The organism is Stenotrophomonas sp., from assembly GCF_032061965.1.
Classification (GTDB): Bacteria; Pseudomonadota; Gammaproteobacteria; order Xanthomonadales; family Xanthomonadaceae; genus Stenotrophomonas.
This window is the reverse complement of the sequence record NZ_DAMBEF010000010.1, coordinates 111,882-129,454: the sequence shown is the minus strand read 5'-3', so window position 1 is coordinate 129,454 and position 17,573 is coordinate 111,882. Positions and strand designations below refer to the sequence as shown.

General features: G+C 64.7%; 14 protein-coding genes and 1 pseudogene. 2 read left to right on the top strand and 13 right to left on the bottom strand.

The window, feature by feature from the left end:
• The 13 genes and pseudogenes from RT460_RS07665 to RT460_RS07605 all read right to left on the bottom strand — a co-directional run.
• Positions 1–260: pseudogene (locus RT460_RS07665) on the bottom strand (transketolase); the annotation flags it as partial.
• A 386-nt stretch (positions 261–646) separates the two neighbouring features.
• Positions 647–1,954 carry a dicarboxylate/amino acid:cation symporter gene (locus RT460_RS07660; protein WP_313318196.1) on the bottom strand — a complete coding sequence of 436 codons (1,308 nt, stop codon included), beginning with the start codon at positions 1,952–1,954 and terminating at the stop codon, positions 647–649.
• Positions 1,955–2,009: 55 nt separating this feature from the next.
• Positions 2,010–3,695, bottom strand: a complete 1,686-nt coding sequence (locus tag RT460_RS07655; protein ID WP_313318195.1) for a BatD family protein — start codon at positions 3,693–3,695, stop codon at positions 2,010–2,012.
• Positions 3,692–5,506: a tetratricopeptide repeat protein gene (locus tag RT460_RS07650; RefSeq protein ID WP_313318193.1), complete on the bottom strand. Its 1,815-nt coding sequence runs from the start codon at positions 5,504–5,506 to the stop codon at positions 3,692–3,694. Before RT460_RS07650 ends, RT460_RS07655 begins: the two co-directional genes overlap by 4 nt.
• On the bottom strand, positions 5,503–6,504 hold the full coding sequence (locus tag RT460_RS07645; RefSeq protein ID WP_313318191.1) for a VWA domain-containing protein: 1,002 nt from the start codon (positions 6,502–6,504) through the stop codon (positions 5,503–5,505). The genes RT460_RS07650 and RT460_RS07645 overlap by 4 nt, the downstream gene beginning before the upstream one ends.
• Complete coding sequence (locus tag RT460_RS07640) at positions 6,504–6,956, bottom strand: DUF4381 domain-containing protein (protein WP_313318190.1); 453 nt, start codon at positions 6,954–6,956, stop codon at positions 6,504–6,506. The genes RT460_RS07645 and RT460_RS07640 overlap by 1 nt, the downstream gene beginning before the upstream one ends.
• Positions 6,953–7,885: a DUF58 domain-containing protein gene (locus RT460_RS07635; protein ID WP_313318188.1), complete on the bottom strand. Its 933-nt coding sequence runs from the start codon at positions 7,883–7,885 to the stop codon at positions 6,953–6,955. The genes RT460_RS07640 and RT460_RS07635 overlap by 4 nt, the downstream gene beginning before the upstream one ends.
• A 54-nt stretch (positions 7,886–7,939) precedes the next feature.
• Positions 7,940–8,959 (bottom strand): AAA family ATPase, encoded by a 1,020-nt coding sequence (locus RT460_RS07630; RefSeq protein WP_313318187.1) that lies wholly within the window; start codon positions 8,957–8,959, stop codon positions 7,940–7,942.
• 100 nt (positions 8,960–9,059) lie between these two features.
• Positions 9,060–10,964 (bottom strand): type IV pilus secretin PilQ family protein, encoded by a 1,905-nt coding sequence (locus tag RT460_RS07625; RefSeq protein WP_313318186.1) that lies wholly within the window; start codon positions 10,962–10,964, stop codon positions 9,060–9,062.
• A 19-nt stretch (positions 10,965–10,983) separates the two neighbouring features.
• Entirely contained in the window at positions 10,984–11,514 is a 531-nt protein-coding gene (locus tag RT460_RS07620; protein ID WP_313318185.1) for a pilus assembly protein PilP, read from the bottom strand.
• 2 nt (positions 11,515–11,516) lie between these two features.
• Positions 11,517–12,188, bottom strand: coding sequence for a type 4a pilus biogenesis protein PilO (pilO, locus tag RT460_RS07615; RefSeq protein WP_313318184.1), 672 nt, complete (start codon positions 12,186–12,188; stop codon positions 11,517–11,519).
• Positions 12,185–12,928 (bottom strand): PilN domain-containing protein, encoded by a 744-nt coding sequence (locus RT460_RS07610; protein ID WP_313318183.1) that lies wholly within the window; start codon positions 12,926–12,928, stop codon positions 12,185–12,187. The genes pilO and RT460_RS07610 overlap by 4 nt, the downstream gene beginning before the upstream one ends.
• On the bottom strand, positions 12,928–13,986 hold the full coding sequence (locus RT460_RS07605) for a pilus assembly protein PilM (protein ID WP_345785081.1): 1,059 nt from the start codon (positions 13,984–13,986) through the stop codon (positions 12,928–12,930). The genes RT460_RS07610 and RT460_RS07605 overlap by 1 nt, the downstream gene beginning before the upstream one ends.
• A 214-nt stretch (positions 13,987–14,200) precedes the next feature.
• On the opposite strand from RT460_RS07605, the gene RT460_RS07600 reads away from it, so the two are divergent.
• Both RT460_RS07600 and RT460_RS07595 read left to right on the top strand, forming a co-directional pair.
• Positions 14,201–16,636, top strand: a complete 2,436-nt coding sequence (locus tag RT460_RS07600) for a penicillin-binding protein 1A (RefSeq protein ID WP_313318181.1) — start codon at positions 14,201–14,203, stop codon at positions 16,634–16,636.
• A 74-nt stretch (positions 16,637–16,710) separates the two neighbouring features.
• Positions 16,711–17,352, top strand: coding sequence for a hypothetical protein (locus RT460_RS07595; RefSeq protein WP_313318180.1), 642 nt, complete (start codon positions 16,711–16,713; stop codon positions 17,350–17,352).
• Positions 17,353–17,573 lie beyond the last annotated feature (221 nt).

Here is a 17,573-nt window from a genome sequence, read left to right as displayed (position 1 = left end):
TCGATCGGCAGGTCGTAGCCGCTCAGGTGCAGCAGCGCGTAGTGCAGCATCGAGCCGTGACCGTTGGACAGCACGAAACGGTCGCGGTTGAACCACTGCGGGTTGTTCGGGTTGTGACGGAGATAGTCGTTCCAGAGCACTTCGGCGATATCGGCCATGCCCATCGGCATGCCGGGATGACCGGACTTGGCGGCTTCTACCGCATCAGCGGCAAGGAAACGGATGGCGTTCGCCAACTGGCGGCGGGTGGGCTGCGTCATGGGTCGTCAGAATCAGGAGGCTCCCGCGGAACTGCGGGCGGCCTATTGTCCCACAAGCTACCGCCGGGATCAGGGCGTAAAACTGGACGGCCGTTTGCATATGGGCTGGCTGCGGGGGCTTTTGGGCTCAAGCTGCCCCTCTCCCCAAGCCCTCTCCCGCAAGGGAAGAGGGGCTTGAAGCAGCAGTGACCGGCAGCATCTCGGCCTGCACCCATGCGAGCCCCACTCCCTTTGCGGGGCGAAGGGGGCCCGCTGACGAACCGCAGGTCCGTGGTCCCTTGAACGCCCTTGCGCCACCGCAAGGGCCAGGGCGCGGGGAAGGCCTACCCCAAAACAAAACGGCCACCCCGTTCAGGATGGCCGTCAGCGGCGCGAACCAGGCAGGCTCAGCCCTGCGGGTGATGCCGGCCGGTCTCGTCATCGCTCTCGCCACGCGCCACCAGGGTGGTCAGGGCCAGGTCGCCGGTGACGTTCAGCGCGGTGCGGCACATGTCCAGGAAGTGGTTCACGCCCAGGATCAGGCCGATGCCGACCGGATTGACCCCGACCATGCCGCAGATCAGGGCCACCACCGGCAGCGAACCGGAAGGTACACCCGCCGTGCCGATACCGCCCAGGATGCACACCACCATCACCATGAACTGCTGGGCGATGCTCAGGTCCACCCCGAAGAACTGGGCCAGGAAGATCACCGTCACGCCTTCGAACAAGGCCGTGCCGTTCTGATTGGCGGTTGCGCCCACGGTCAGCACGAAGCGCGAGACCTTGTGCGGGAAGCCCATCTCGTCAGCCACACGCATCGCGGTGGGCAAGGTCGCATTGGACGAGGCGGTGGAGAACGCCATCAAGGTCGCCTCCTGGGTGTCGCGGAAGAATTTCACCGGCGAACGCCCGGCCAGCTTCACCGCGATGCCGTAGGTGACAAACATGTGCAGCCCCAGCGCCAGCACCACCACGCCAACGTAGGCGCTGAGCTTGATCAACAGGCTGAAGCCGAAGATCGCCGCCAGGTTGAACATGAAGCAGGCCACCGCATACGGTGCCAGGCGGATGACCAGGTTGATCAGGGTCATCGAGATCTCGAACAGGCCCTCGATCGCCTTGCGCAGTGTGGCTACCTTTTCGGCCGGCGACAGCACCATGCCGATGCCGAGCATCAGCGCGAAGAACATCAACGACAGGATCTTGCCGTTGTCGGAGGCCGCCTCCAGCACGTTGTTGGGCACGATCGACAGCAGCATCTCCATGCCCTTGGGCTGGGAGCCGGCACCGGCCACGATCTCCTTGCTGCGCTCGGCGTTCTCCGCCAGCAACTGCGCCGCCACATTGGGGTCCACGCCGGCACCGGGCTTGAGCAGATTGACCAGCACCAGGCCGATCAACACCGCGATACCAGACAACACCACCGTATAGGCCAGCGACTTCCAGCCGATGCGTCCCAACGCACGGATGTCGCCCATCTCCGACACACCCATGACCAGTGCCGAGAAGATCAGCGGCACGATCAGCATGAAGATCAGGCTCAGGAACAGGCCCGAGACCGGCGTGGTGATGTAGGTGGTGACCGTATGCACCCAGTCCGCACCCGGGCTGAGCATGTGCACGATCAGGCCCACCAGCAGGCCAACGCCAAAGCCTATTCCGATCTTCCAATGAAACGGCATTTTGGCGGGGGTCTTTGCTGCGTTGGCCATCGGTGGTTTCCCTCGAGAATGAATCAGCTTAACAGAGCGCTTTGCAGCGCCCTTTTCAGCTTTGACCTGGGTAGAGAGGATCCAACAGGGGCTTTTCCGCCACCGGCACGGCACCACGCCAACGCGGCCCAGCCTTGAATACCTCACGCAGGCGCGCACGCGCCTGGGTGACATCGCCCTCCCCGCCCCAGCGTGCACGCTGCATGCGCTGCACGGCCTCGCGCTGCTCGGCCGGCTCCAGACGCGCGACGACCGCATCCAGGTCTGCCACTCCCCCCATATCCACCAGGATGTGGGCGACTTCGTCCAGACCACCACTCTCCAGCGCCCGGCGCAGGTCGGCGACGCTGTAACGCGCGGCCTGCGCACTGCCGGCAATCGGCTTGCGTGTCCCTTCCATCGCCTTCGGCTCGCGGCGTCGGGTCAAGGCCCAGACCAGGGTGGCCAGCCACAGCAAGGCGAAGCCTGCGGCCAGCGCCGGCCACAACCAAACCATGCCATGACCACTGCCATCGACGGTTACCGACGCCGGCAGTGCACTCGCCGCAGCGGCGGCTGCCGATGCCTGCGGCAAGGGTGGCGCAGCCAGTCCGCCTGCGCCCTGGCTGACCTGCAGTGTCAAGGGCGGCACGCTGGCGGTACGCGCCTGTCCTGCTGCCACGTCCCACCACGGCATCTGGATGCCGGGCACGCTCAAGCTGCCCACCTGCTGCGGCACGATGGAGTAGCGTCGCGTCAGCTTCAATTGCGGGCTGCCGCCCACGAAGGTTTCGTCGTATTGCGGCGGTTCGGCAAATACCTGTGCGGCATCCCCCAACGACGGCACCGGCAACTCCGGGAACTGCGCCTTGGTCACGCCGGTGGCGGTGGCCTGGACTTCCAGCGTGATGGCTTCGCCGGTGCGCCCGCTGGTCGGCGCTGCGGTATAGCGCAGCTGCAGGTTCTTCAGCGGCAACCACGGTTGCGGCGCATCCGCGGGGATCGCCTGCACCTGCAGGGTCTGGTCCGGGCCACGGGCACTGAGCTGGCCGTTGTCGCGGCCGAAGAAGTCGTCAAAGAAACCGCCGGCGCCCTGCCCGCTGAAACGCGCCCCTGCCACCGCCAGCGCACCGCTGCGCTCGGGAATCAGCAGGAAGCGGCGCTCGACCACGTTGTAGCGGCGCCCGCCCACTTCGCGCACGGAGGTACGGTCATCGCCCACCCGCTGCAACGATGCGCCCGGTGGCGTATCCAGCACCAACTCACCCGATGCCAGCTGGGTCGCAAAGTACAGCCTTACCACCACCCCCACGCTCTGCTGGACATAGGGCTTGCTGTCATCCACTTCGGTTTCGATGAAGGCCAAGGCCTCGCCGTTGCCGGTGTTCAGCGGCGCCTGTCCCACCACCAGCTGCAATGGCGCAGTGCTTGCGCTGCCAACACTCAGTGCGGGGATGGCCAGCTCGCCGTTGCGGCGAGGAGCCAGGACCACACCGTAGACGGAGCGATTGCTGGCCGTTCCATTGGTCAGCTGGAATTGCCGACTGCTGGTCTGGTTGCTCAGGGTGAACTCGGTCAGCAAGGGCGCGTAGTCGGGTGCCGCCGACTGATCGGTCTCGATGTTGAGGGTGACGGTTTCCCCCAGGTTGATGCTGTCCCGGTCCAGCCACGCGCGGGTCTGTGCCTGCGCCAAGCCCATCACGGCCAGCAGCCAGAGCACCAAGCCGACTTGCGCGAACGCGCGCCATTGAAACCTTGTCATCGTTGTTCCCGCATCCGACGCTCGTACTCGAGCTGGAATTTTGCTTTCAACAGTGAGCCCGGCTCATCCGGTACACGCTGCATCCATGCGTCCACCGCCTGTTGCTGCTCGCGCTGCTCAGGGGTCATGGCCGCAAGCGCCTTGGCTTTGGCTGCCTGGCTTCCATCCTGTTGCGCCTGCTGCTGGCGAACCGCCTCGGCCATGCGTTGGCGCTGAGCCTGGTCGGCTTGCTGCTGGTCGCCGGCGTTCTCCGCCTTCGGCGTTTGCGGCTCACCGCGTTGACCAGGACTGCCCGGGTTCTGCTGCTGCCCCTGCTGTCCCTGCTGCGACGACTGCGCAGGCTGACCCTGCTGACCCTGCTGCCCGTTCTGCGACTGGCCGTTCTGCTGGTTCTGCTGGTTCTGCTGGTTCTGCTGGTTCTGCTGACCCTGTTGGCCTTGCTGACCCTGCTTGCCCTTGTCCTGCGGCGATTTGGAGGAATCCTGCTGGCCGCCGTTCCGCTGCCCCTGCGGAGGCTTGCGCTTGCGTGCCGCATCCACGGCAGCGCGGTTGGCAACAGCGTCAGCCATGCCGGGATTGTGCTTGAGTGCCTGATCGTAAGCCGCAATGGCCTCGTCGTACTTCCCTTGCCGGGCCAGGGCGTTACCCAGGTTGTACAGCCCTTCGTCGCTGTCGATGCCCTGGAACTGCTTCTGCGCCGTGGCGAAATCCCCTTGCCGATAGGCATCCACGCCTTGATTCAAACGTTCATGCTGACGCTGGTCACTGCGCTGCCACCAGCCTCCCTGCTCGGCTGCGGCTGCCGGCTGCATGATGGGCAGCACCAGGCAAAGCGCCAACACCGCTGCTGCGCCACGCGGCCGACGGAACGCTAACGTCGCCAGTAGCAGCAAGGGCAACAACAGCCAGTAGCCCTCGTCCTGCCAGCTCTTGCCTGCCCCCGGCGCGGATTGGTCCTGTGCCTGCAGTTGCGGCTGCAGCACACCCAACGCCTGCAGATCCGATGCATCCCGACCCAGGCGTTGGTAGCTGCCGCCACCGGCAGTGGCCAGCGCCCGCAGCGAGGTTTCATCCAGATGGGCGTGTTCGATGCTGCCACGCACGTCGCGGTAGGACGCGCCCTGCACGCTACCCAGGCCCAGCGCGGATACGCGGTAACCGGCGATGCGCAGCTGCGTGGCAGCGGCGACAGCGGCGGTGTCGGCATGATCGGTCAACAACAACACGTCGCCGCGCCGCGCGCCGGATTGCTTGAGCAAGGCGCCCGCCCAGGCCAGCGCCTTGTCGGCATGGTGGCCATCCACCGGCATCACTTCAGGCCCCAGCGCATCCAGGAACAACGCAACATTGGCCGCATCATCGGTCAAGGGCGCCACCGTGAATGGCTCCCACGCAAAAGCGACCAGAGCAACTTCGCCACCCTTGCGCTCACGCAGCAGCGTCGCGAGCTTGGCCCGGGCCTGCAGCAGGCGCGAGGGCGGCATGTCGGCAGCGCGGATGCTGGAAGACAAATCCAGCACGATCACCAGCGGTGTCTTGGATTGCCACAGCGGCTGCTCCAGCTGTCGCCAGCTGGGCCCTGCCATGGCCAGGGCTGCCAGTGCCCAGCCCAACAGCAAGGCGAATAAACCCGCCCATCCGTGCCTGCCACCGCCGCTGAGCAGCTGCGGCAACAAATGCGCATCCACTGCCTCATGCCAACGCAGGCGCCGCCGGCGCAGCCACAGGCTGGCCATCAAGACGGCAGGGACCAGCAGCAAGGCCCACAACCACTCAGGCCGCAGAAAATGCAGGTCATGCAACACGTTCATCGGCGCCCCCCCCGCCAGGCCAAGCCGATGAAGCCAAACAGCATGGCCATACCCAACGGCCAGACATAACGTTCAATGCGCGGACGCACCGCGGGGCCGGCACTCTTTATCGGTTCCAGCCGATCCAGTTCGGCATAGATGCCTGCCAGTTCATCGGTGTCACGCGCACGGAAAAAGCGCCCGCCGGTCTCGCTGGCAATCTTGCCCAGGGTCTGTTCGTCCACCGTATCTTCGCCACCGGGCAATTGCACGCCGAACAGCGACATACCACCGCTGCCGCCAAACGCCACGGTGTACACACGCACGCCTTCCGCCTTGGCCAGCTCGGCAGCCTTCAGGGGTTCCAGGACGCCGGCGGTGTTCATGCCGTCGGTCAGCAGGATAAGGACCCGCTGGCCTTCAGGCTGTTCACGCAATCGTTTCACCGACAAGGCGATGGCATCCCCGATGGCGGTCTCGTTGCCCGCCAGCCCAACCACGCTGTCGCGCAGCTGTTCGCGCACGGTGGCGCGATCGGCCGTCAACGGCGTCAATGCATACGCCTGCTGGCCGAATACCACCAGGCCGATCCGGTCACCTTCGCGGCGATCCAGGAAGTCGGCCAGTACTGCCTTGGCTGCTGTCAGGCGTTCCACCACCCGTGCGCCCAACTGCATGTCCGGCTCGCCCATGCTGCCTGACAGGTCCACGGCCAGCATCATCTGCCTTGCCTGCCGCGGTGGCTCTATGGGCGCACCCAGTTGCTGGGGGCGTGCCGCGGCAGCCACCAGGCAGAACCAGCCCAGCCACAGCAACAGGGCACACAGCAGCCCCTTCCCACGCCGGCCTGCCTCCTGCAGGTGCAGCCGTGCCGGGTCATAGGGCACACGCAACGCGGGGCCCGCCTCTTCGCGCAGCGGCCATAGCCACATCAGCAACGGCAATGGCAAAGCCAACCACAGCCAGGGCCAGGCAAAGGTAGGCAGCCACGCCGGCAACATATCGACCAGCGCCTGCATCAGCGCGTCCCCGCCATCAACGTGATGAAGCGTGCGCGCGCAACCGCACAGGCACGCTCGACAAGCGCTGCATCCAGTTGCGGTCGGAACCCACCCTCAAGCAAGACCCGTCCATCGCCTTCACTGAAATCACGCCCCTTGGCACCGTCAAGAAAGCGCAGCCAGGGTTCTCCCTGCAGCGACACGGCATTCGCATCAACGCGGCGTGCCGCTCGCCGCAACAACTCGGATGCAGCCGCCAAACGTTCCGGACCGGCTGCGGTGGCCTGCAGTTGCGCATCAAACAAGGCCAGCCAACGCTGCCGGCGACGGCGTCGCAGCCACATCCACAAGAGGTACGCACCCAACACCAGCAGCACGCCGGCAATCAGCAACCACCACCCAGGCGCAGGTGGCCAGACGCTCGGCGCAGCAGGCAGATGTACATCGCGCAGCGGCAGTTGCGAACTCATCCGCGCTGCCCCGCAGTGACGTTGGTCAGCCAGGCATCGCTGGCTTCATCGGTAGACAGGCGGCTGACCTGGACGCGACGCCCCGGCAATTGCCGGAAAAGCGCTTCGACCGGGCCAAGCATGGCCTCATGCCACGCCTCGCGGACGCTGTCGGCGGCCAGATCCAGGCGCACACGGCCGTTGCGCGTATCCAGCGGCAACACGCAATGCGGCGGGTCCATTTCCAGAGGATCAACCAGCAGGATCAAGCGCACCTCCACGTGCATCGCCAACGCCGTCCAGGTGGCGGCTGGAACACGCTGTGCACTTGCCGGGTCTGCCAGCACCACCGCACGCGCGCCGGGATGCAGCAGTCGCGCGGCCTGCTCCAATGCATGTTGCAGCCCGGCATCGTCGGCCGGTGGTTCGCCATACCAGCGCGTGAGTGCATCCAAGGCACGCAGCACCCCGCGGGTGCCGCCTGCCGGTGGTACCAAGGCCTGCTGGCGGGTGCCACGCAAGGCGGCAACGCGATCACCATCGCGCAACGCCGACCAGGCAGCCACCGCCCCCGCACGTGCAGCCTGCACCGATTTGAAACGTACGCGGGTGCCGAAATACAACGCTGGCGCGGTGTCGGCCACCAGCAAGGTGACGCGCTCGCGCTCGGTCTGGAAAGTCTTGGTGTGGGTCGCGCCGCTGCGCGCAGTGAGCTTCCAGTCGATGTGGCGGGCATCATCACCGGCGACATACTCGCGTGATTCGGCATATTCCATGCCCCGTCCGCGCAACATCGACGCCGCCTGGCCGCGCAGCGCATGGCTGCCGCGGCGCGCAGCGGGGCCGCGCGCCGCATGCCGACGCAATGCGATCAACTCGGCCAGTTGCGGTCGGATGCCATCTGCCGCGCCTGCGCCACTGTCAGCGACGGTCTGCGTCGGCGTGGTCATGGCAGTACCTGCTGGCATGCGAAAAGGTCATCGAGGGAGAACACCATTGCTCGCTCAGGGCAGCGGTACGCAATCTAGCAAGGCCGCGACCAGGCGCTCGCCGTCCCAGCCTTCGGCGGCCGCTTCGTAACTGGGCAGCACGCGATGGCGCAGCACGTCGGCAGCCACCGAACGTACGTCGTCGGGAGTCACGTAATCGCGCCCCGCCAGCCATGCACGGGCGCGTGAGCAACGCTCCAACGCAATCGAGCCACGCGGGCTTGCACCCCAGGCGATGCGCTTGGCCAATGCGGGGTCGTAAGCACTGGCGTCACGCGATGCCAGCACCAGCGCCACCAGATAACGCTCAAGCTGGGGCGCCATGTGCAGCTCCAGCACTTCGCGACGCGCGGCCTCGATCTTCTGCAGCGACAGCTTCTCCACCGCGCCGCTGCGTGGCTGCATCGCGCGCAGCGCGCGCTCACGGGCCAGTCGCAGAATTTCGGTCTCGGCACTTGCGTCCGGATAGCCAATGCGCACATGCATCAGGAATCGGTCCAGCTGCGCCTCCGGCAGCGGGAACGTACCTTCCTGCTCGATCGGATTCTGTGTCGCCATGACCAGGAACACATCGGGCAAGGGATAGGTGTTGCGGCCGACGGTAACCTGGCGCTCGCCCATGGCTTCAAGCAGCGCCGACTGCACCTTCGCCGGGGCGCGGTTGATCTCGTCGGCCAGCAGGATCGGGTGGAAGATCGGACCGGCCTGGAATTCGAAACGGCCTTCCTGCGGGCGCCAGATATCGGTGCCGGTCAGGTCCGCCGGCAGCAGGTCCGGGGTGAACTGGATACGCGCGAAGCTGGCATCGATGCGGGATGCCAAGGCACGGATGGCCGTGGTCTTGGCCAGTCCCGGCGCGCCCTCAACGAGCAGGTGGCCATCGGCCAACAGGGCGACCAGCAAACGGTCGACCAGCAGCGCCTGGCCGACGATCTCGGCCGACAAGGCGTCGCGCAAGGCGGTGAATTCCTGGTGCAGGTCGCTGTTGCGGACTACTGCATCGCTCTGGATGGGAAGCTGAGGGGGCAGGTTCATAGGCGCAGTTTGACCGATCCTGCGTGAAATGGTTCCAACCGGGCACCCACAACGGAAAAGGGCCGCTGAACGCGGCCCTTTTCCTGATTGCCAATCCGCCTTACTGGGCGGCCTGCGCCACGCGCAGGATCTTCGGCGTCACAAACACCAGCAGTTCGGCCTTGTCCTTGCTGCGACCACGCTTCTTGAACAAGTTGCCCAGGAACGGGATATCGCCCAGGAACGGCACCTTGCTCACGCTGCTGCGATCACTGAACTCGTACACGCCACCGACCACAACGGTCTGGCCGTCTTCAACCAGCACTGCAGTGTTGACCTCACGGCGGTTGATGATCGGGACGTTGCCGAAGTTCTCAACCTCCATGAAATCATCAACTTCATCCTTCTTGACCGTCATGTTGAGGAACACGCGGTTGTCCTTGGTGATCGTCGGCGTGACCCTCAACTCCAGCAATACTTCCTTGAACTGCACGTTCGCGGTTGCGGCCTGGCCATTGGTGCCACCGGTGATGGTGACATAGCCAATTTCCTTGCCCTGCTTGATCACGCCTTCCCGCTGGTTGGCAGTGACGATGCGCGGGTTGGAAATCACCTCACCGCGCCCCTCTTCCTGCAACGCGGACAACTCAAGGTCCAGGTTGAAGTTGGCGCCGAGCAACGTGTAGGCAATGCTCGGTGCGCCACCTGGCGAAACGCTGGTAAACGTACCTGCCGGCAAACTCACATTGAGCCCACGACCCGCATTGGCGCCGCCGCTGGCATTGCTTCCGATGGTGGCGGTGTTATCGCCGTTGTTGTATTTGCGGGTACCGCCAATGCCGAACTTGGCACCGAGATCGCGAGCAAAGTTATCGGATGCGATCACGATGCGGCCTTCGATCAGCACCTGGTCCACCGGACGGTCGATAACACTGATCAGCTCGCGCATCTGCGCGACCTTTTTCGGGATATCGCTGACCATCAGCGTATTGGTGCGTTCATCGGCAACCAGCCTGCCTCGTGAGGAGAGGAAGCCATTCTCCTGTTCGCCGCTGCTTCCGCCGCCACTACCGCCGCCACCGCTGCTACCACCGTTGCCAACGCCTTTGGCTTCAGTAACCGCCTTGAAGATGGCTTCCGCGCTGTGATAGTTGATCTGGATGTACTCGGTGACCAGATCAACGCGGTTTTCGATCGCGATGCGCGCGTCTTCCTTGTCTTGCTCGAACTTGGCCAGCTCCGGCTGCGGCGCAACCCAGATCACGCCACCGTCGCGACGCTTGTCCAGGCCCTTGGCACGCAAGACGATATCCAGCGCCTGGTCCCACGGCACATTGACCAGACGCAGGGTCACATTGCCCTGCACCGTGTCGGAGGCAACCACGTTGAGGTTGGACTCCTCGGCGATCAACTGCAGCACGGTGCGCACCGGCACGTCCTGGAAGTTGAAGGTCACCGGACGACCGCTGTAACCGCGCGCGGCCACCGTCGCAGCAGCCTGCGCCACCGTCCTGGAAGTCACCGCGCCAGTTGCCGGGGCTTCCTTGCGCGCGGTGATTTCAACCACGTACTCGTTGCCGGTCTGGTAAGCCAGTGACTCGATCGGGCCGTTGTTGCTCACTACCAGCTGTGCGCCGCCGGCGCCGGACGGCTTGGCGTCGATGCGCTGCACCGGCGTGGCAAAATCCACCACGTTTATCGGACGCTGCAGTTCAGCCGGCAGCATCGCGTTGCCAACATCGACCACCACGTTGTTGCCCTGGCTGCGAAGGTCCGGGCTTGCACCCTGGCCGTCGAACTGCAGGATCAGGCGGCCAGAGCCATCCTCACCACGTTTGAAATCGATCTTGCTTACGGAAACCGCAGACACGGCCTGCTGGACGCCAGTGGTCGTGCCACCGGCAGCCAGCGGCTGCGCTGCGAATGAAGAGCCGCACACCGCTGCCAACGCCACTCCCAGGGCGCAGACGCGGACCAGTGCATGGCGCCGGATGGGACGCAGGCTCAGGGCTTTGGTAAAAGTCATCGTGCTATCCCCTAATCAATCAACGATCGTCCAGTGCAAGCGAGGCTGGGCGTTCCAGCCAGCCACCTGCACCGTCCGGCACCAGTTCAATCAACTCAATCCCATCTTCGCGCACACCCGTTACACGGCCATCGCTCTGGCCCATGTACACCCCGGGGCGCACGCGATAGGTCACCTTGTCCGGGCCCATTACCAAGGCGACGGCACCTGCGCCGTTGCCAATGGTACCGACCATGTCCAAGGCATCCAGCGGGAAGGCTTCCAGCGGTTCCTTGCGGCGATTCGGGTCCGGACGCAACTGATTGTTGCCATCATCCGATACCCAGGCATCACTGAACGGATCGCGCAAGCCCTGCGCTGCGTACTCAAAGGTTTCAAACTGCTGCATCACCGGCAACGGCTCCAGCGGTTCAGCCGGGCGATTGCGGACATCCTGGACATACTTCTCCAGGTTGCCCGGGTCAGTCGGTGCGCTGGTCACGCTGCGCATGCAGCCACCGAGCATCACCACGCTCATCATGCCGATGGCCAGGGAGAAAGTCTTGCGCATGCTCACTTCCCTCCCTTCTTGGCAGCCTTGGCCGCTTCGGCCGCTGCCTTTTCCTGGTCTTCCAGTTCGGCATCGTCGAGATAGCGGTAGGTCTTGACCGTACCAGCCAGCTCCAGCGCCCCACCTGCGGTAATCACACCCTTGGGGTCCTTCGGCTTGAGGTTGATGTCATGCATGGTCAGGATGACCACGCGTGGCAGCGAAGCCACGCCGCTGACGAAGGCACCAAACTGGTGGTAGCTGCCCACCAGCCGCAGCGCGATCGGCTTCTCGGCGTAGAACTCTTTCAGCGACTCCGGGCCCGGCTGGAACAACTCGTTGTTCAGACCACTGGACAGCGCTGTCTGCGACACGTCGATGATCAGGTCCGGCATCTCGGTCTTGCTGGGCAGCTGACGCAGCATCTGCTGCAGCACCTGCTCCATCTGGGCGAGCTGCTGCTTGAGCGGCTCAAGGTTCACCGCGCGCGCCTGCTCCGTTTCAAAGCTGGTACGCAACGATGCTTCCTTGGCCTCCAGGCCCTCCAGCTCTTCGCGCTGGCCACTGATCACCAACAGGTAGGCCAGCGCCATGATCACCAGCGCCAGCAGTACGCAGAACACCATCTTGGCGTTGCGCGGCCAGTTGCCGATATTGTTGAAATCCAAGTCCTTGGTACTGAATTTCTTGCTCACGAGCGAGCCTCCTTCTGCGCAGGCGCAACCTTGTCAGCAGGCTGTGCTGCCGGCGCGGCGGGTGGCGTGGCGACCGGTGCGACGGCAGGAGCCGGCGCCGCTGGTGCCGCGACAGGCGCAGCAGCGCCTGCAGCCGGAGCAACGACAACCTCGTCTTGCGGATTGGCCGGATCACTCGGCGAAGGCAACTGCACCTTCAGGGTGAACACATACGGCAGGGACTTGACGTCGATCACCTTGCCGCCCGTTTCCTGTGCCCGCGCCTCGATGATGGTCAGCTCCGGATTGCTCATCCAGCCAGAGCCCTCAAGGTTGCGCATATAGGTACTGACACGCGCATTGGATTGCGTGCGTCCTTCCAGGGTCAGGGTTTCACCTTCCTGCTTGAGTGCCGTCAGCACCACACCATCAGGGATGGTGCGCACCAGCGAATCAAACAGGTGCACCATCTGCGAACGCTTGCCCTGCAGTTCCTCGATCACCTTCTTGCGGGCCAGCAGACGATCCTTCTGCTTGTCCAGGCGTTCGATTTCCTTGTTCTGCTCCTTGACCTTGGCGATCTCGGATTCGAGGAAGGCATTGCGTTCCTGCTGGCCACTGATCTGCTGGCTGTAGAAGAACCAAAACAGGCCCGACAGCACCACGCCTGCGATTGCGGCAAAGCCCAGCATGCCGTAGAACTCGCGCTGGCGTTGTTTGCGGCGCTCGGCGCGCCACGGCAATAAGTTGATCCGTGCCATCAGTCAAATCCCCTCATGGCCAGACCGGTCGCGATCATCAACGCGGGAGCGTCCTGCGCCAACGCATGCGCCTGCACCTTCGGGCCCAACGTCATCTGCGCCAGCGGATTGGCAACCGTGGTGGCCACGCCCAGCTGTTCTTCCACCATCGTCGGCAAACCGATCAAGGCCGCACACCCACCGGCCAGGACGATATGGTCAACGCGGTTGAACTCACTGCCGGCGTAGAAGAACTGCAACAGGCGGCTGATCTGCTGCACTGTCGCTTCCTTGAACGGTTCAAGCACCTCGACCTCATAGCTTTCCGGCAAGCCGCCCTGGCGCTTGGCCAGACCCGCTTCCTCGTAACTGAGGCCATAACGGCGCATCACCTCGTCGGTGAGCTGCTTGCCACCAAACACCTGCTCGCGGCTGTACAGACTACGACCGCCGCGCAGCACGTTGAGGGTCGTCATGGTCGCACCGATGTCGACCAAGGCAACCAGCCCGTCGCTGGGCACGGCCAGCTCGCTGGCCACCAGGCCGAAGGCGTTCTCGATGGCGAACGCTTCCACGTCCATCACCTTGGCGGTGAGTCCACCCAGTTCCAGCGCGGACTGACGCAGCTCGACGTTCTCCGAACGGGATGCGGCCAACAACACCTGCACCATCTCCGGGTTGTTCGGCACCACGCCCAGCACTTCGAAATCGAGGTTCACTTCGTCGATTGGGTACGGAATGTAATTCACCGCCTCCAGCTCGACCTGTGCCTCCATCTCGCCTTCATCCAGGTCGGCCGGCATCGGGATCACCTTGGTGATCACCGCCGAACCGGCCACGGCGGCGGCCGCATTCTTGGCACGGGTGCCTGAACGCGCCACTGCACGTCGGATCGCCTCCCCGACGGCCTCGACTTCCACGATGTTCTTTTCCACCACCGCATTCGGCGGCAGAGGTTCCACAGCGTAATGTTCCACGCGGAAACGGTTACCACTGCGGGAAAGCTGAAGCAGCTTTACCGCAGTCGAACTGATGTCGACGCCAATGGTAGGCGCCTGACTTTTTGGGATAAGCCCCACGGATTCTCCCCTGCCGACGGGCACTTGGACGCACTTTTTGCGTCCGCGCATTAATAACGGATTTACAGCAATTGGCAACCACCCAAGGCCGGAGACGCGATCTGCATCACGGCCCTGAAGTGATCTCCCCTTACTCTCCCCAGGGTACGGCCCCAGCCGTTCCCCTGCGTAATCTATACTCTGCGGCTACGAAATCCGCAATCGGGACCTCTGGATGCCACGTTTTCGCCGCTGGCTGCGCTGGCTGCTTGCCCTCTTCGTCGCCCTCGCCCTGGTGGGTGCGATCGCCGCTGGCTCGCTCTATTACGTTGTCTCTTCCAAACTGCCGGACGTGCAGGCGCTGCGCAATGTCGAATTGCAGGAGCCGATGTATGTCTATGATAGTGAAGGGAAATTAATGGCGGTATTCGGCGAGACCCGCCGCTATCCGATCCAGATGAAGGATGTTCCGGAGCGCCTGAAGCAGGCCTTCCTTGCCACCGAGGACGCCCGTTTCTACCAACACGACGGCGTCGACTACAAGGGCGTGGGCCGCGCAATCTGGATGATCATGCGCACCGGCTCCAAGGAAGGCGTGCCCGGCGGATCGACCATTACCCAGCAGGTTGCGCGGCAATTCTTCCTCAGCAGTGAGGTCAGCTACACCCGCAAGTTCGCCGAAATCCTGTTGGCGCGGAAGATCGAGAGCGAGCTCAGCAAGGACGAGATCTTCGAGCTCTACTTGAACAAGAGCTTCTTCGGCAACCGCGCCTACGGCATTGGCGCGGCCGCCGAGTATTACTACGGCAAGAAGCTGGCCGAGCTGGACCTGGACGAAATGGCCTCGCTGGCGGGCATTCCCAAGTTCCCCTCCAGCGGCAATCCGCTCAGCAACCCAGAGCGCGCGCGCCAGCGCCGCGACAACTATGTGCTGCAGCGCATGGCCGAGCTTGGCTACGTCAGCCAGGCCGAGGCAGACGCCGCCAAGGCCGTGCCGATGCATGCCAGCCCGCATGAGCCGCCGGTGCAGGTCTACGCGCCGTACGTGGCCGAACTGGTGCGCCAGGAAATGATCGCCAAGTACGGCGAGGACGCGCTCAACAAGGGCTACCACGTCACCACCACCATCAACTCGACCATGCAGGAAGCGGCCAACCTGGCCGTGCGCGACGGGCTGACGCTGTATGACCACCGCCATGGCTGGCATGGCGTGGAGCAGCACTTCGACGTGGCCGCCGATGCCGACGCCACCGCATTGGCGCGCAATCTTGCCGGCATCCCGGCGCAGGCCGGCCTGATGCCCGCGGTGGTTTCGGCCACCCATGCCGACGGTGGCGTAACGGTGGTGCTGGCCGATCGCACTGAGCTGGTGTTGCCGGTGGCCGCCACCCGCTGGACCACCCGTAGCCCGGCCAAGCTGCTTACCCGCGGCGACATGGTCCGCGTGCGTGCCGGCAGCAAGGAAGGCGAGTGGCTGATCGATCAGATCCCACGCGGCCAGGCCGCACTGGTCTCGCTGGATGCCGACAGCGGCGCCCTGCGCGCCCTGGTGGGCGGTTTCAGCTTTGCCGGCAACAAGTTCAACCGCGCCACCCAGGCGCGCCGTCAGCCGGGTTCGAGCTTCAAGCCCTTCATCTACGCCTCCGCGTTCGACAAGGGCTTCAACCCGGCCTCCATCGTGCTGGATGCGCCGGTGGTATTCCGCGACCGCCGCGGCAAGACCTGGCAGCCGCAGAACGACGGCGGCGGCTTCCGCGGCCCGATGCGCCTGCGCGAGGCGCTGGTGCAATCACGCAACCTGGTCTCGGTTCGCCTGCTGGACAGCGTCGGCGTGGACTATGCGCGCAAATACATCAGCGAATTTGGCTTCCAGGAAGCCGAGCTGCCGCCGAACCTGTCGATGTCACTGGGTACCGCCTCGCTGACCCCGTTGTCGGTCGCGCGCGGCTACGCGGTGTTTGCCAATGGCGGCTCGCGGGTGGACACCTGGATCGTCGACGAGATCAAGGACCGCGACGGCAACGTCATCTTCAAGGAAAACCCGGCCATGGCCTGCCGCGGTTGCGGCGGCCTCAGCACGCCAGGCGCTGCGCCGGCCAGCCAGGTCGTCGATGGCTTCAATTTCGGCGCCGAGCCTGCGGCAGCTACCGCCCAGGCGCCGGCCGCCAAGCCGGATGCGCCGGTGGAACCGCCGAAGCCGGTCAACCCGGATGCCCGTACCGCGCCACGCGCCATCGACGAGCGCACCGCCTATCAGCTGGTGTCGATGATGCGCGACGTGGTCCAGCGCGGCACGGGCACCGCCGCCAAGGTGCTGGGCCGCGAGGACGTGGGTGGCAAGACCGGCTCAACCAATGACCACCGCGACGCCTGGTTCTCCGGCTTTGGCGGCCCGCTGGTCACCACGGTATGGGTTGGCCGCGATGATTTCCGCTCGCTGGGCTACCGCGAATACGGCGGCAAGGCTGCCCTGCCGATCTGGATCGACTACATGCGGGTGGCGCTGAAGGATGCCCCCATCGCCAAGAACGATCCGCCGTCGGGGATGGTCGAGGCGACGCTGAATGGCGCCACCGAATGGGTGAAGACCGAGGACCTGGAGCGCATGCAGGATTTCGACTTCCAGCAACAGGACCAGGCAACCAACGACGCCGCGTTCGATATTTTCTGATCGCAGCCACAGCGGCGGGACGCAATGCCCGCCGCCTGCCTACAATCGGGCTCGCATTCCACCGGAGGAGCCCGATGCCGCCATCCCCGCAGACCACCCGCCGTGCCCCACGCGAACGCCTGCTGATCGCGCAGGAGGCGGCACGCCTGATCGCAGAGAGCGGCATCCACGACTTCGAACACGCCCGCCGCAAGGCGGCTGCCAAGCTCGGCATCCATGAAGAAGGCCTGTGGCCGAGGTTGGCCGACGTTGAGCAGGCCCTGCGCGAGCACCAGCGGCTGTTCGCCGCGACGGAGCAACCCGGCGCACTGCGCCAACGCCGCGAATCGGCCGTGCAGGCCATGCAGTTCCTGCAGGCCTTCCAACCGAGATTGGTGGGCCCGGTCCTAAGCGGTGTTGCCGGCGACAACAGCCCGGTCACCCTGCAGTTGCACTGCGATGATGCCGATGCTGTGCAACGTTTTCTGCATGAGCAGCACATCCCCGCCGAAGCCAGGACCTGGTCGCTGCAACTGGCCGGCCATGCAGGCCGCCAGCACTTTCCGGGCTGGGAGTTCGCCGCCGACGGCATTGCCTTCGAACTGTTGGTGCTACCCGAGGACGCATTACGGCAACCGCCCGTCTCACCCGACGACGGCAAGCCCCTGCCGCGCGCAACGCTGGCGCAGCTCAAGCAACTGCTGGCCACCTCCGCTCCCCTGGCAGGTGCGGTGTAAACCACAAAGCCGCAACACTTGCCCTGTAGTGCCGAGCCATGCTCGGCAGAAGCTCTACCGATAGCGTCCATTGCCGAGCATGGCTCGGCACTACAACGCTTGCCGGCGCAGCTGGACAAAATATCACCACGCACTGAAAAGGCACGCCACACAACGGTTGTGCGGGCTTATCCACAACTTGTGTCACCACCCCCGCACAAGCTATGTGGATAGCGCACATG